13 protein-coding genes are annotated in these 14,068 nt (G+C 61.6%); 10 read left to right on the forward strand and 3 right to left on the reverse strand.

The window, feature by feature from the left end; genetic code table 11:
* Positions 1–20: 20 nt before the first annotated feature.
* On the reverse strand, positions 21–434 hold the full coding sequence (locus APH25_RS15960; protein ID WP_060482579.1) for a hypothetical protein: 414 nt from the start codon (positions 432–434) through the stop codon (positions 21–23).
* A gap of 76 nt (positions 435–510) precedes the next feature.
* Between APH25_RS15960 and APH25_RS15965 the strand changes: the two genes are divergently transcribed.
* The gene (locus APH25_RS15965; RefSeq protein ID WP_060482636.1) at positions 511–1,602 is read left to right on the forward strand and encodes an aminopeptidase; all 1,092 of its coding nucleotides are present in this window, start codon (positions 511–513) and stop codon (positions 1,600–1,602) included.
* Here APH25_RS15965 and APH25_RS15970 read toward each other — a convergent pair.
* Complete coding sequence (locus tag APH25_RS15970; RefSeq protein ID WP_028633151.1) at positions 1,581–2,231, reverse strand: HAD family hydrolase; 651 nt, start codon at positions 2,229–2,231, stop codon at positions 1,581–1,583. The two genes, APH25_RS15965 and APH25_RS15970, sit on opposite strands and share 22 nt — an antisense overlap.
* A gap of 58 nt (positions 2,232–2,289) precedes the next feature.
* The gene (locus APH25_RS15975; protein ID WP_028633150.1) at positions 2,290–2,838 is read right to left on the reverse strand and encodes a gamma carbonic anhydrase family protein; all 549 of its coding nucleotides are present in this window, start codon (positions 2,836–2,838) and stop codon (positions 2,290–2,292) included.
* A 66-nt stretch (positions 2,839–2,904) separates the two neighbouring features.
* Between APH25_RS15975 and prlC the strand changes: the two genes are divergently transcribed.
* The 9 genes from prlC to APH25_RS16020 all read left to right on the forward strand — a co-directional run bounded on the left by prlC (position 2,905) and on the right by APH25_RS16020 (position 14,059).
* Positions 2,905–4,992, forward strand: a complete 2,088-nt coding sequence (gene prlC, locus APH25_RS15980) for an oligopeptidase A (protein ID WP_060482580.1) — start codon at positions 2,905–2,907, stop codon at positions 4,990–4,992.
* On the forward strand, positions 4,989–5,270 hold the full coding sequence (locus APH25_RS15985) for a YheV family putative zinc ribbon protein (RefSeq protein ID WP_028633148.1): 282 nt from the start codon (positions 4,989–4,991) through the stop codon (positions 5,268–5,270). Before prlC ends, APH25_RS15985 begins: the two co-directional genes overlap by 4 nt.
* Before the next feature lie 106 nt (positions 5,271–5,376).
* Positions 5,377–7,380 carry a M3 family metallopeptidase gene (locus APH25_RS15990; RefSeq protein WP_060482581.1) on the forward strand — a complete coding sequence of 668 codons (2,004 nt, stop codon included), beginning with the start codon at positions 5,377–5,379 and terminating at the stop codon, positions 7,378–7,380.
* Positions 7,381–7,445: 65 nt separating this feature from the next.
* Positions 7,446–8,504 (forward strand): PA0069 family radical SAM protein, encoded by a 1,059-nt coding sequence (locus APH25_RS15995; RefSeq protein WP_060482582.1) that lies wholly within the window; start codon positions 7,446–7,448, stop codon positions 8,502–8,504.
* Positions 8,505–9,070: 566 nt separating this feature from the next.
* Positions 9,071–10,021: a P-type conjugative transfer ATPase TrbB gene (gene trbB / locus APH25_RS16000; protein ID WP_328804850.1), complete on the forward strand. Its 951-nt coding sequence runs from the start codon at positions 9,071–9,073 to the stop codon at positions 10,019–10,021.
* A 14-nt stretch (positions 10,022–10,035) separates the two neighbouring features.
* On the forward strand, positions 10,036–10,434 hold the full coding sequence (locus APH25_RS16005) for a TrbC/VirB2 family protein (RefSeq protein ID WP_060482583.1): 399 nt from the start codon (positions 10,036–10,038) through the stop codon (positions 10,432–10,434).
* Between the two features lie 3 nt (positions 10,435–10,437).
* The gene (locus tag APH25_RS16010; protein WP_060482584.1) at positions 10,438–10,749 is read left to right on the forward strand and encodes a conjugal transfer protein TrbD; all 312 of its coding nucleotides are present in this window, start codon (positions 10,438–10,440) and stop codon (positions 10,747–10,749) included.
* Entirely contained in the window at positions 10,746–13,304 is a 2,559-nt protein-coding gene (locus tag APH25_RS16015; protein ID WP_060482585.1) for a VirB4 family type IV secretion/conjugal transfer ATPase, read from the forward strand. The genes APH25_RS16010 and APH25_RS16015 overlap by 4 nt, the downstream gene beginning before the upstream one ends.
* The gene (locus tag APH25_RS16020) at positions 13,301–14,059 is read left to right on the forward strand and encodes a VirB8/TrbF family protein (RefSeq protein ID WP_060482586.1); all 759 of its coding nucleotides are present in this window, start codon (positions 13,301–13,303) and stop codon (positions 14,057–14,059) included. The genes APH25_RS16015 and APH25_RS16020 overlap by 4 nt, the downstream gene beginning before the upstream one ends.
* Positions 14,060–14,068: the final 9 nt, after the last annotated feature.

The following is a 14,068-nucleotide window of genomic DNA, read 5'->3' on the forward strand; positions in this document are numbered from 1 at the left end:
GCATAGCGCCGTTGCGCGCTTCAGGTACGTTGGCAACCCGCTGGCAGCCCTTGGCCTACCAGTTTTTGCTGGTGGTCATACAGTTTGATCCACGGCCTGAAGCCAATGCTGCCCGCCTGCAGCTGGTAACGCTGGCCGGCATTGAAGCCGTTGAATGCCAGCTTGACCTGGCAATCACGCCACAGCGGCTCCTTCACAGGCCCGATATTGCTGGGCGTGACCGGGAACTGATAGCGCACGGTCAGCTCATGGTTACCGGGCTGCACTTCGAAGTAGCGGCTGTCGGCCCAGTCGCGCTCATCTACCTGGAGCGCATCAAGGGACGTATCCTTGCGGGGTTCAAGGTCGATCCAGGCCTGGTTCGGGTCAGGGTCCGGCAAGGTTGAGCAGGCCGAAACCATCAGCAGTGACCCAGCAACCCATAGTGCACGCATGGCGAATTTCCCCTTTGGCGAGATAGTCTTCAGGCAAACAGGCCGTGAGTGAATCAGGATGGTTGAACGTTCACATTTGCAGCGCTCAGGCCCTGGGCCACTCGACCGCGTTTTCACCCTGTTGGTTCCGCTGCTGGCAGCTGCACTGCTGAACGGCTGCACCAGTGCCCGCTATTACGGCCAACTGGCCGAGGGGCAGTGGGCGCTGTTGCGTGCGCGCCAGCCGGTGGCACAGGTGGTGGCTGACCCCGCCACACCTTCCGCATTGCGCGCCCGCCTGCTGCACGCGCAGCAAGCGCGGGACTTCGCCAGCCAGCAGCTGCACTTGCCCGACAACCGCAGTTACCGGGTGTACGCCAACCTGGGCCGCCCCTTCGTGGTATGGAATGTGTTCGCCACCCCCGAGCTCTCCTTGCAGCCCGTTACCCACTGTTTTCCAATCGCGGGCTGCGTGGCCTACCGGGGCTACTATCGCCAGGGCGCCGCCCGCGGGGCGGCGGCGTTGATGCGCGAGCAGGGCCTGGATGTGTATGTCGGCGGCGTCGAGGCTTATTCGACACTGGGCTGGTTCGACGACCCGATCCTGTCTTCCATGGTGGGCTGGAGCGATGAGCGGCTGGCCACGCTGATTTTCCACGAGCTGGCCCACCAGCGTGTCTACGTGCAGGATGACACCGCGTTCAACGAGTCGTTTGCGACCTTCGTCGAGCAGCTAGGCACGCGCCAATGGCGGCTGGCAAGGGGGCTTGCAGCCGATGGCGAACAGCAGGGGCAGCAGCGTGAGCAGTTCATCCGCCTGGTGCTGGCCAGCCGCGAGCGCCTGCAGGCCATTTACAGTGGCCCGCTGGACGATGTGCACAAGCGCTTGGCCAAACAGGCCGAATTCCAGCGCCTGAGGCGCGAATACCGGCAACTGCGTGACAGCCAGTGGTCAGGCGACACCCGCTACGACGCCTGGGTATACGCCCCGCTGAACAACGCCAAGCTCCTGCCGTTTGGGCTGTATGACCAGTGGGTGCCCGCGTTCACCGCGTTGTTCCAGAAGGTGAACGGCGACTGGGCCCGTTTTTACCTGGAAGTCGAGCACCTGGCACGCCTGCCTGCAGCGGCCAGAACAGCCGCACTACAGCAGCTGATGCCCGCCGCTCACGCCTTGACGAACGCCTGATGCATCTCGGCCAGCGTGGCGAAGTGGAACGCAGGCGACTCGGCCATCAGCTCCTGCTGGCTACCAAAGCCATACCCCACCGCCACGGCCTGCACCCCGTTGCTGCGTGCCCCGATCAGGTCATGCTTGCGGTCGCCGATCATCAGCGTTTGTGCCGGGTCCAGGCCTTCTTCGTCCAACAGGTGGCGAATCAGCTCGACCTTGTTGGTGCGGGTGCCGTCCAGCTCGCTGCCGTAGATCACTTTGAAATGGCGGTCGAACGCAAAGTGCCGGGCAATTTCGCGGGCGAACTCCCAGGGTTTGGAGGTGGCGATGAACAGGGTTCGCCCCTGCGCATTCAGGGCCTCGAGCAACTCGGGTACGCCCTCGAACACCTGGTTTTCGTATAGCCCGGTCACGCGGAAGCGTTCCCGGTAAAAGTTGACCGCCTCCCAGGCCTTGGCCTCGTCGAATTCATAGAACTGCATGAATGCCTGCAGCAGCGGCGGGCCGATGAAGTGCTCCAGGCGCACCAGGTCGGGTTCATCGATACCCAGCTTGGCCAGCGCGTACTGGATGGAGCGGGTGATGCCCAGGCGCGGGTCGGTGAGGGTGCCGTCGAGGTCGAACAGGATGTTTTGTTGGTGCATGTATACCGTTCCGCTTGTGTACTTTATGGCGTTTTTCGCAGGTAAACCTGCGAAGCGGTCATTCGGGTTGGTCGTAGCCTTCGGCCAGGTGCTGGTCCTTGAGCTTCACATAGTTGCCCGCGCTGTAGGAAAAGAACGCGCGCTCCTGATCGTTCAGCAGCCGTGCCTGCTTCACCGGGCTACCCATGTACAGATAGCCGCTGACCAGCCGCTTGCCCGGTGGCACCAGGCTACCGGCACCGATGATGACTTCGTCCTCGACGATGGCACCGTCCATGATAGTGCTGCCCATCCCCACCAGAATGCGATTGCCCAGGGTGCAGCCATGCAACATGACCTTGTGGCCGATGGTGACTTCGTCGCCGATGATCAGCGGGAAGCCATCCGGGTTGAACGGGCCGGCGTGGGTAATGTGCAGCACGCTGGCGTCCTGCACGCTGGTGCGCGCGCCGATGCGGATGCGGTGCATATCGCCCCTGACCACCGTCATGGGCCACACCGAGCTGTCCTCACCGATCTCCACGTCCCCCAGCACCACCGCCGAGCGGTCCACGAAGGCCCTGGCGGCGAGCCTTGGCGTATGTTGCCGGAAACTTCGAATGGCCATGATAGCCTCCCTCATCTGTGCCGATAGGCTGGCTGCCTGCTGCGGTCGGCGTCGATTGTAATTAAGATGGGGCAGTGTTTCTTCTGCCAAGGTATCCAAACCGTGACTGCGAACAACCCGCTTCTGCAATCCCACGATCTGCCGCCCTTCTCGCAAATCCGTGCCGAACACGTGTTGCCGGCGATCGAAGCGATCCTGGCCGACAACCGTACAGCTATTGCCCAGATCCTGGAAACCCAGGGCAGCAACCCCACCTGGGCCGGCCTGGTACTGGCCATGGACGAACTCAACGACCGCCTGGGTGCGGCCTGGAGCCCGGTCAGCCACCTGAATGCGGTGTGCAACAGCCCGGAGCTGCGCGAGGCCTATGAGGCGTGCCTGCCGGCGCTGAGCGCCTATGCCACCGAGCTGGGGCAAAACCGTGCCCTGTTCGACGCCTACCAGGCGTTGGCTGCAAGCCCTGAGGCCAGCGGCTTCGACGTGGCGCAAAAAACCATCCTCGAGCATGCGCTGCGTGACTTCCGCCTGTCGGGTATCGACCTGCCTGCAGACCAGCAGCAGCGTTACGCCCAGGTGCAAAGCAAGCTCAGCGAGCTGGGCAGCCGCTTTTCCAACCAGCTGCTCGATGCCACCCAGGCGTGGAGCAAGCATGTTACCGACGAAGCGGCCCTGGCCGGGCTGACCGACTCTGCCAAGGCGCAGATGGCTGCGGCTGCCCAGGCCAAGGGGCTCGATGGCTGGCTGATCACCCTGGAGTTCCCCAGCTACTACGCGGTGATGACCTATGCCAGCGACCGCGCCCTGCGCGAAGAACTGTATGCCGCCTACTGCACCCGTGCCTCGGACCAGGGCCCGAACGCCGGCCAGTTCGACAATGGCCCGGTGATGCAGCAGATTCTCGACCTGCGCCAGGAGCTGGCCGAGCTGCTGGGCTACAAGAACTACGCAGAGCTGAGCCTGGCCACCAAAATGGCCGAGTCCAGCGACCAGGTGCTGAGCTTCCTGCGCGACCTGGCCAAGCGCTCCAAGCCATTCGCCGCCCAGGACCTCGCCCAGCTCAAGGCCTACGCGGCCGAGCAGGGTTGCCCCGAGTTGGCCAGTTGGGACGCCGGTTACTTTGGCGAGAAACTGCGCGAGCAGCGCTACAGCGTGTCCCAGGAAGCCCTGCGCGCTTACTTCCCCATCGACAAGGTGCTGGGTGGCCTGTTCAGCATCGTGCAGCGCCTGTACGGCATTGAAATCGCCGAGCTCAAGGGCTTCGATGCCTGGCACCCGGATGTTCGCCTGTTCGAGATCAAGGAAAACGGCCAGCACGTGGGCCGCTTCTTCTTCGACCTGTATGCCCGCGCCAACAAGCGCGGGGGCGCCTGGATGGACGGTGCCCGCGACCGCCGCCGCACCGCAGGTGGCCAGTTGCAGAGCCCGGTGGCCAACCTGGTGTGCAACTTCACCCCTGCGGCGCCTGGCAAGCCGGCGTTGCTTACCCATGACGAAGTCACCACGTTGTTCCATGAGTTCGGCCATGGCCTGCACCACCTGCTGACCCGCATCGAGCATGCCGGTGTGTCGGGTATCAACGGTGTGGCCTGGGATGCCGTGGAGCTGCCCAGCCAGTTCATGGAAAACTGGTGCTGGGAGCCTGAGGGCCTGGCGTTGATCTCCGGCCATTACGAAACCGGCGAAGCCCTGCCCCAGGACCTGCTGGCCAAGATGCTGGCGGCCAAGAACTTCCAGTCGGGCATGATGATGGTGCGCCAGCTGGAGTTCTCGCTGTTCGACTTTGAGCTGCACGCCAGCCATGGCGACGGCCGCACGGTGCTGCAGGTGCTCGAAGGCGTGCGCGACGAAGTCACGGTGATGCGCCCGCCTGCGTACAACCGCTTCCCCAACAGCTTTGCCCACATATTTGCCGGCGGCTATGCGGCGGGCTATTACAGCTACAAATGGGCTGAAGTGCTGTCGGCCGATGCGTTCTCGCGGTTCGAGGAAGAAGGCGTGTTCAATGCCGAAACCGGCCGTGCGTTCCGCGAGGCGATCCTGGCCCGGGGCGGCTCGCGTGCGCCAATGGTGCTGTTCGTCGACTTCCGTGGCCGTGAGCCGTCCATCGATGCGCTGCTGCGCCACAGCGGCCTCAGTGAAGAAGCGGCCGCATGAGTGAGGATGCCGTGAACAAGACCAAGAAGCGCTTCATTGCCGGGGCGGTATGCCCGGCCTGCAGCGAGCCGGACAAGCTGATGATGTGGAACGAAGACGGCGTACCTCACCGTGAGTGCGTGGCCTGCGGCTTTACCGACACCCTCAACGAGCAGGGCCTGTCGGTGCCCAGGGAACTGGGCACTCGGGTGAACCACCAGGCGCCCAAGGCGGCGCCGGCGAAGGTCCAGACCGTGCAGTTCTTCCCCAACCCCAAGCTGAAAAAGCCTGCTGAATGATCGCCGTACTACCCGGGCGCAACGCCCGGGTAGTAGTTAATCGCGCCCTTCCCCGCTTGCCCCGCTGCACGCTGGCACGTTCCTGAAAACGAGCGAGTCAGAGCCTATGAGCAACCCCCTTCTGCAAGGCAGCGGTTCCGCTGTCGACTATCACGCTATTACCCTCGAAAACATGCAGGCCGCGTTCGACCATGTGCTGCATACCTATGGCCAGGGCGTTGAGCGGGTCATCGAACACCAGCAGGCCCTGCCCACCTGGGACGATCTGGTCCTGGGGGTCGACGGCCTGGATGCACAGCTACTGGGCGTGTTCTACGCAGCCTCGCCGTTGATAGGCAAGGATGCGGCATGGGCCGACGCTATTGTGCAGTTCTACCTCAACATGAATGCAGCCCTGAATACCCGGTATGGCGATGGCCGGCTGTTCGCGCTCTACGATCGGTTGGCTGCCAGCAACGTGGGGCGCAACCTCGATGCTCAGCAACGGGCTACGTTACGCTGGCACCTTGAAAAGTTTCGTATCAGCGGGGCTTCCCTGTCGGCGCCGCACAAGCAACGGCTGCAGCAATTGCAAGAGCAGATTACGGCGCTGGAGGAAGCGTTCCTGGGCAACATGGCAAGGCCGGGGCTGCTGATCGACAGCGTCGACCAACTGCGCGGCATTGCCGAACGGGGCCTGGCCGAGCTGGCGCTGCAAGCCCAGCAAAACGGTAGCGCAGGCTGGTTGATCCCATGTGAAGCCTGGGCCACCGACAAGGTGCTGGAAGAAGCCCAGGACCGTACTGTTCGCGAGCGTGTCTACCGCGCTTACCATGAGCGCGGTGTGCACACCAATCCTGAAAAAGACAACGGCAGCGTTTTGCAGCGTTTGGCGGCCTTGCGTCATGAGCGGGCGCAACTGCTTGGCTTCAGCAGCCACATGGCGCTGAGCCTGCAGCGCAAGAGCGCAGGCCCGGAGCAACAAGTGCGCCAGTTTCTACAGGCGTTGGCGGGCGGCATCGCACCTGCCGTGTTGCGCTGGCGTGCCGGGCTTGAGGCTGCGGCCCAGGCAGCGGGGCTTGAACAAGCCCAGCCCTGGGACAGGGATTTTCTGCAGACGCAGGCCCGAAACGCTGCCCGGGTGCTGTCCAACGACGCCGTGCGCGAGTTCTTCCCGCTCAGTGCGGTGGTCAGGGCTTTGCTCCAATTGGCGCAGCAGTTGTTCGGCCTGGAACTGCGCGCCGTGCGCTTACCTGCCTGGCATCCGAGCGTGCTCACGTTCGAGGCCTGGCAGGACCATGCGCTGCTTGGCCTGTTCTACCTAGACGCCGTTCAGCACCCTGGCAAGCAACCCGACGCCGTGTACACCACCTATGTGCATAACCGCCGCGTGGATGCCGAGGGTATCTACCAGCAAGCCGTGGTGATGATGTACAGCGACATCCCACCGGCCGCCGAGGGTGACGAGCCCCTGCTGGACCACCGCGCCTTGCGCAAAGTGTTCCATGAATTTGGCCATGCCCTGCACCACCTGCTGGTGCGCACGGGCAACCAGGTGCTGTCCAGTGTCAGCGAGCTGGGCACCGACGGCACCGAACTGCTGGGTAAGCTGTTCGAGCGCTGGGTCTGGAACGTGGATTACCTGGTGGCTATTTCGGCGCATCACCTTGATGACCGCCGCATCAGCCACGGGCAGATGCAGCGCTGCATCGAGCGCTACCAGCGTGAAGCCATCGGCGAAACAGCACGCGACCTGAGCCTGGCATTGTTCGACCTGGATCTGCATGCCAACCCGAATGACGGCACAACCGTGCGCCAGCGGCTTGAGCTCGCCCGCGAGCAATGTAGCTACTGGCCACTTGCCGCGTTTGAACACTCGGCTCACGCGTTCGATTACCTGGTCACTGGCTATGATGCGGGTTATTACGCCTACCTCTGGGCTGACGCCTGTGCGATGGACATCTTCGCCCGCTTCGAGCAGGTGGGCCTGCTTGATCGCGCCACCGGCCAGGCACTTCACCAGGCAGTGATCGCCCCCGGCGCCTCACGCCCCTTGCATGAGGGGTTGCAGGTGTTTCTGGGGCGCAAGCCAAGTGTGCAGCCGTATCTTCGGTGGCATGGCGTGGAGTGACGAGAGGGGGTGGTCACCGCCGACTTATCCGATTACTGTATATAAATACAGTAAGGGTTATTGTCATGATTCCTCCATCAGCGCAAAAGGGTCGGGGCACTGCGTGCAACCCGCATAACCGCTTCGCTTCGCACCAGTCGGTGGTGGAGGATGATGGCTGGCACCAGGAAGTGCCGCCAACCCAAGGCACGGAGGTACGGGTAGAAATCGCCAAAACGGTGATCAGCCGCAATACCTCCCCCGACCTGCCTTTCGATCGCTCCATCAACCCCTACCGGGGCTGTGAGCACGGCTGTATCTACTGCTACGCCCGGCCCTCGCATGCCTATTGGGACCTCTCCCCCGGGCTGGACTTCGAAACCAAGCTGATTGCCAAGACCAACGCCGCCGAGGTGCTGGCGCAGCAGTTGAGCAAGCCAGGGTATGTCTGCGCACCCATCAACCTGGGGTCCAACACTGACCCTTACCAGCCCATCGAACGGGAGCAGATGCTCACCCGGCGGCTGCTGGAGGTGCTGCTGCGCTTTCGCCACCCGGTCACCATCGTCACCAAAGGTGCTTTGATTCTGCGAGACCTCGACCTGCTGGCAGAAATGGCCAGCCTGCGGTTGGTGCGGGTGATGATCAGCCTCACCACGCTGGACGCTGACCTCAAGCGGGTACTCGAGCCAAGGGCCGCCTCCCCGAATGCACGGTTGCGGGCGATACGGGTGCTGCGCGAGGCAGGTATCCCCGTAGGGGTGCTGTGCTCGCCGATCATCCCGATGATCAACGACAGCGAACTGGAGCACCTGCTGGAGGCTGCCAGGCAGGCCGGTGCACAAAGTGCTGCCTACATGATGCTGCGCCTGCCACTGGAGGTGGCACCGTTGTTCGAGCAGTGGCTGCAGGACCACTATCCGCAGCGTGCCAGCCATGTACTAAGCCTGATTCGGCAAAGCCGAGGGGGTGAACTGTATGACAGCCGCTTTGGCGCGCGGATGCGAGGTGAGGGAATTTTTGCCGAAATGCTGGCGCAGCGCTTCGCCAAGACCGTGCGCAGACTGAACTTCGAGGGGCGGGACGCTCAGGTGCTTGACTGTTCACTTTTCAGCCCGCCTGGAGAGCAGCTGATGTTATTTTGAACTTTATCAAGGCCAAAATGTCGTCGCGAAAGTGTGCTGTGATATCTAAGTGCCACTAAGCAATGTCATATGGATGTCACCACGCGAAGTTTCCCCAGAAATGACGCCAGGAGGTAGCGCTTCGCAACATTTTTGTCATTCAAACAGCAAGAAATAACCGCGCTTAATTGTGAAGTAGTTCTAATTTTTGTTGATTTGTTGAATGGATGAGATGGTGGCAATTAGCTGCCTTTTTTTTTGCGCTCAGGCTTGGATCCCATACGCGGCGCGTGTTTCAGCGATGCTGGTGCTTCCGTGTCAGGGCACGAGCGTCCCAGTTTTGTAGGAAAATGCTTACAAAGCTGTAGGAGATCAACCATTTCGTTAGCAATTGTTGCTCGGGTAACCTGCGCGCCTTTGTGAAGCCCCTCTCATATCTCGAACAAATATCGCCAGCGCAGGCGACTTGTTTCGAGTGCCCAGGGTCTTTGATTCATCGACGGTCTGAAGACCTGCTCGAACAGCGAGCTTTAATTGCCTGCCCAACCGGGGAGGTAATAGTCAATTCATGGACGATAAGTGTGGAAATTGCAGAAACTGCCAGCCTGAAAGATCGCGCCAAGAAAAAGCTGGAGCGCGATGCCGGCCCGCTCATCATCGATGCCCTCAACGATCCACAGACCGTCGAACTGATGTGCAACGGCGACGGCAAACTCTGGCTTGAGAAGCTGGGCCAGCCGATGAAGCATATCGGTGATCTGCGCCCGGCACAGGCCGAGTCCATCATCAAGACCGTGGCCGGCTTCCATGGCAAGGAAGTGACCCGCACCAAGCCTTTGCTCGAAGGTGAATGGCCGTTGGATGGCTCGCGCTTCGCTGGCCAGCTTCCGCCCGTCGTCCGCGCCGCCACGTTTGCGATCCGTAAAAAGGCAGTGGCTATCTATACGCTGGACCAGTACGTCGAATCCGCGATCATGACGCCCGCTCAGTGCGACTCCATCAAGCGCGCCATCCGTGAGCACCGCAACATCCTGGTGATCGGTGGTACCGGTACCGGCAAGACCACCCTGGTCAACGCAGTCATCAACGAGATGGTCATCGAGTTCCCCAGCGAGCGCGTGTTCATCATCGAGGACACCGGCGAGATCCAGTGTGCGGCGAAGAATTTCGTGCAGTACCACACCACTGTCGACGTCAGCATGACCCACCTGCTCAAGACCTCGCTGCGTATGCGCCCTGATCGCATCCTGGTGGGCGAGGTGCGCGGTGAAGAGGCACTCGACCTGATCGATGCCTGGAACACCGGCCACCCGGGTGGCGCCGCGACCTTGCACGCCAACAGCGCCAGCGAAGGGCTGACCCGTCTGAAATCCCTGGTTTCCCGCAACAAGTCGGCCCCGGCCGACATCGAGCCGCTGATTGGCGAAGCGGTTCACGTCGTCATTTCCATCGCCAGAACCCCAGAAGGCCGCCGCATCCAGGAGATCCTCGAGGTTTCCGGGTATGAGGATGGCCGCTACATCACACGTAACCTTTAAGGAAACCACTGCTCATGCAAGCTATCTCGCTGCCCCGTTTCAACGCCCAAACGTTTGGCTATCTGGCCTTCTGCCTGCTGATGCTGTCCGTGATGGTCACCCCGGAAAACGCCTTCGCATCCACCTCAAATGGTACCGCCCTGCCATACGAGAGCTGGCTGGAGGCCCTGCGTACCTCGGTAACCGGCCCTGTAGCGTTCTCTCTTTCGATCATCGGCATCGTCGTTGCCGGCGGCGTATTGATCTTTGGCGGCGACCTGAACGGCTTCTTCCGTTCGTTGATTTTCCTGGTGCTGGTGATGGCGCTGATCGTTGGTGCAAACAACATCATGAAAGGCCTGTTTGGCACGAGTGCCGAGTTGGCTCAGTCGCTGCCGATAATCGATTCCAGCCTGGTTCAAGGGCAGGTCTGAATCATGGCGCTACGCACCATCCCCATCCGTCGTGCGGGCAACCGCGACAACCTGTTCATGGGCGGCGACCGCGAGCTGGTGATGTTTTCCGGCCTGCTGGCCTTCGCCCTGATCTTCAGCGCCCAGGAACTGCGCGCCACGATAGTCGGGCTGGTGCTGTGGTTTGCCGGGCTGTTTGTTCTGCGGGTGATGGCCAAAGCCGACCCGAAGATGCGCCCGGTGTACCTGCGTCATCGACGCTACAAGTCGTACTACCCGGCGCGTAGCACTCCGTATAGGGACAATCCTCCAAGTCAGGGAAATCAATACAAATGATCGAAGGTATTGCGTATGCCATCGCAGCCCTCGGTGCCTTGCTGGTCCTGCTGCTGGTCCAGCGTCTACTGCAGGTCGATGCCGAGCTCAAGCTGAAAAAGCACCGCTCGAAGGATGCCGGCCTGTCGGACCTGCTGAACCATGCGGCGTTGGTCGACGACGGCGTGATGGTGGGCAAGAACGGTGCCTTCATGGCGTCCTGGCTGTACCGCGGCGACGACAACGCCAGCAGCACTGAAGCCCAGCGCGAGCTGGTATCGCTGCGCATCAACCAGGCTCTGGTGGGGTTAGGCAACGGCTGGATGATCCACGTGGACGCAGTGCGGCGCCCTGCTGTGAATTATTCAGGCCAGGGCTTCTCGCACTTCCCTGATCGGCTTACCGAAGCGATGGACCAGGAACGGCGTAGCTTCTTCGAATCCCTGGGCTCGCTGTACGAAGGTTACTTCGTTCTGACCTTGACGTTCTTCCCGCCGATGTTGGCGCAGCAGAAATTCGTCGAGCTGATGTTCGACGACGATACGCCGCCGCCTGACCACAAGGCACGTACGCGCAACCTCATCGAGCAGTTCAAGCGCGATTGCGTGGGCGTAGAAGGCAGCCTGTCCTCGGTGCTGAAGCTCACCCGCCTGAAAGCCAACGCGCTTGTGACCGAAGAGGGGGCTCAGATCACCCATGATGACTTGCTGAGCTGGGTGCAGTTTTGTATCACGGGCATCAGCCAGCCGGTGCAACTGCCCAGCAACCCCATGTACCTGGATGCCATTCTTGGCGGCAAGGAACTGTGGGGCGGTGTGGTGCCAAAAATCGGCCGCAACTTTATTCAGGTTGTGGCGATCGAGGGGTTCCCACTTGAGTCGGCGCCCGGTGTGCTGGCCGCGTTGGCCGAGCTGCCGTGCGAGTACCGCTGGAACAGCCGCTTCATCTTCATGGATACCCATGAAGCGGTGCAGCACCTGGAAAAATACCGCAAAAAATGGAAGCAGAAGGTCCGTGGCTTCTTCGACCAGGTATTCAACACCAACACCGGCAACATCGACCAGGATGCGCTCTCGATGGTGCAGGACGCCGCTGACGCGATTGCTGAAGTTAACAGCGGCCTGGTCGCCCAAGGCTACTACACGAGCGTGGTGGTGCTGATGGACGAAAATCGCCAGCAGCTGGAAGAGGCTGCGCGCAGCGTCGAGAAAGCCATCGAACGCCTGGGCTTCGCGGCCCGTATCGAAACCATCAACACCCTGGATGCCTACTTCGGCAGCCTTCCCGGTCACGGCGTAGAAAACGTTCGTCGGCCTTTGATGAACACGCTCAACCTGGCTGACATGCTGCCCACCAGCAGCATTTGGACAGGCAGTGCCGAAGCGCCGTGCCCGCTCTACCCGCCATTGTCTCCGGCGCTGATGCACTGCGTGACCAGCGGGGCCACACCGTTCCGCCTGAACCTGCACGTGCGTGACCTTGGCCACACCTTCATGTTCGGCCCGACCGGTGCGGGCAAGTCCACGCACCTGGCGCTGATCGCCGCCCAGTTGCGTCGTTACAAGGGCATGTCGATCTTCGCCTTCGACAAGGGTATGTCCATGTACCCGCTGGCGGCCGGTATTCGTGCCGAAAGCAATGGCGAGTCCGGCCGCCACTTCACCGTGGCAGCAGACGATGAGCGCCTGGCGTTCTGCCCGCTGCAGTTCCTCGAGACCAAGGGCGACCGCGCCTGGGCCATGGAATGGATGGACACCATTCTGGCGCTCAACGGCCTGGAGACCACCGCTGCGCAGCGTAACGAAATCGGCCACGCAGTAATGAGTATGTACCGGGACGGTTCGCGCACGTTGTCTGAATTCTGCCTGGTGGTACAGGACGAAAACGTGCGGGAAACCCTGCGCCAGTACACGGTCGATGGCACCATGGGTCACCTGCTCGATGCGGATGAGGATGGCCTGGCCCTGTCCGATTTCACTGTGTTCGAGATCGAAGAGCTGATGAACCTGGGCGACAAGTACGCCCTGCCGGTACTGCTGTACCTGTTCCGCCGCATCGAGTGCGCCCTCAAGGGCCAGCCGGCGGTAATCATTCTTGACGAAGCCTGGCTGATGCTCGGCCACCCGGCCTTCCGCGAGAAGATTCGCGAGTGGCTCAAGGTTCTGCGTAAAGCCAACTGCCTGGTGCTGATGGCTACCCAAAGCCTCTCGGACGCCGCCAACTCAGGCATCCTCGATGTCATCGTCGAGTCGACGGCCACCAAGATCTTCCTGCCCAACGTGTATGCCCGTGACGAAGACACTTCGTTGTTGTACCGGCGCATGGGGCTGAACGCGCGCCAGATCGAGATCCTCGCCACCGCCGTGCCCAAGCGCCAGTACTACTACGTGTCGGAAAACGGCCGTCGTCTCTATGACCTGGCCCTTGGTCCACTGGCCCTGGCCTTTGTCGGCGCATCCGACAAAGAGTCGGTGGCTGCGATCAAGCGCCTGGAAGCCAAGTACGGCAACGGCTGGGTGAATGAATGGCTGGCCGCCCGTGGCCTCAGACTGAACGATTATGGAGTGGCCGCATGAGCCTCGCTGAACGCTTGAAGGCGATGGTGCAAAAACGCCCCGCCGAATCTGCAGAACCTGGCATGAGCACCCCGTCGCCGAAAGGCGCGGTGCTCGACAACCCGTACCTGACCGCCCGGCGCACCTGGAACGATCACGTTGGCAGCGTGGTGACCTCGCGCCTGATGTGGCAGGTGGTTGCCATCCTGTCGATGATGATTGCGCTGGCTTGCGTGGGCGGGCTTATCCACATCGGCAGCCAGTCGAAGTTCGTACCCTATGTGGTTGAGGTCGACAAGCTGGGGCAACCGATGGCAGTAGCGCCGGCACAAGTAGCGCAGCCGGTCGACCAGCGTGTGGTGAAAGCGCAGGTGGCCGGCTTTATCGCCGATGCCCGTACCGTCACCCCCGACGTGGCACTGTTGCGCAAGTCGATCTTCCGTCTTTATGCGCTACTCGGCCAGAGCGACCCAGCTACGCAAAAAATGAACGAATGGCTGAACGGCACCAAGGAATCGAGCCCGTTCGTTCGCGCTGCGGAAGAGACGGTGAACGTCGATATCCGCTCGGTCATGCAGCAGACGCCCGAGACTTGGCAGGTGGACTGGGAAGAAGTCACCCGTGACCGTCAAGGCCTGGTCAAGAACAAAACCAACTGGCGTGCCCTGGTGACCACCTATACCGCCGATCCCACCACTCAAACCAGCGAAGAGCAACTGCGGATGAACCCGATCGGGACCTATGTGCGCGACTTCTCCTGGTCCAAGCAACTTTGAAGGACCGAC

Source organism: Pseudomonas sp. NBRC 111119, assembly GCF_001320125.1.
GTDB classification, from domain to species: Bacteria; Pseudomonadota; Gammaproteobacteria; order Pseudomonadales; family Pseudomonadaceae; genus Aquipseudomonas; species Aquipseudomonas parafulva.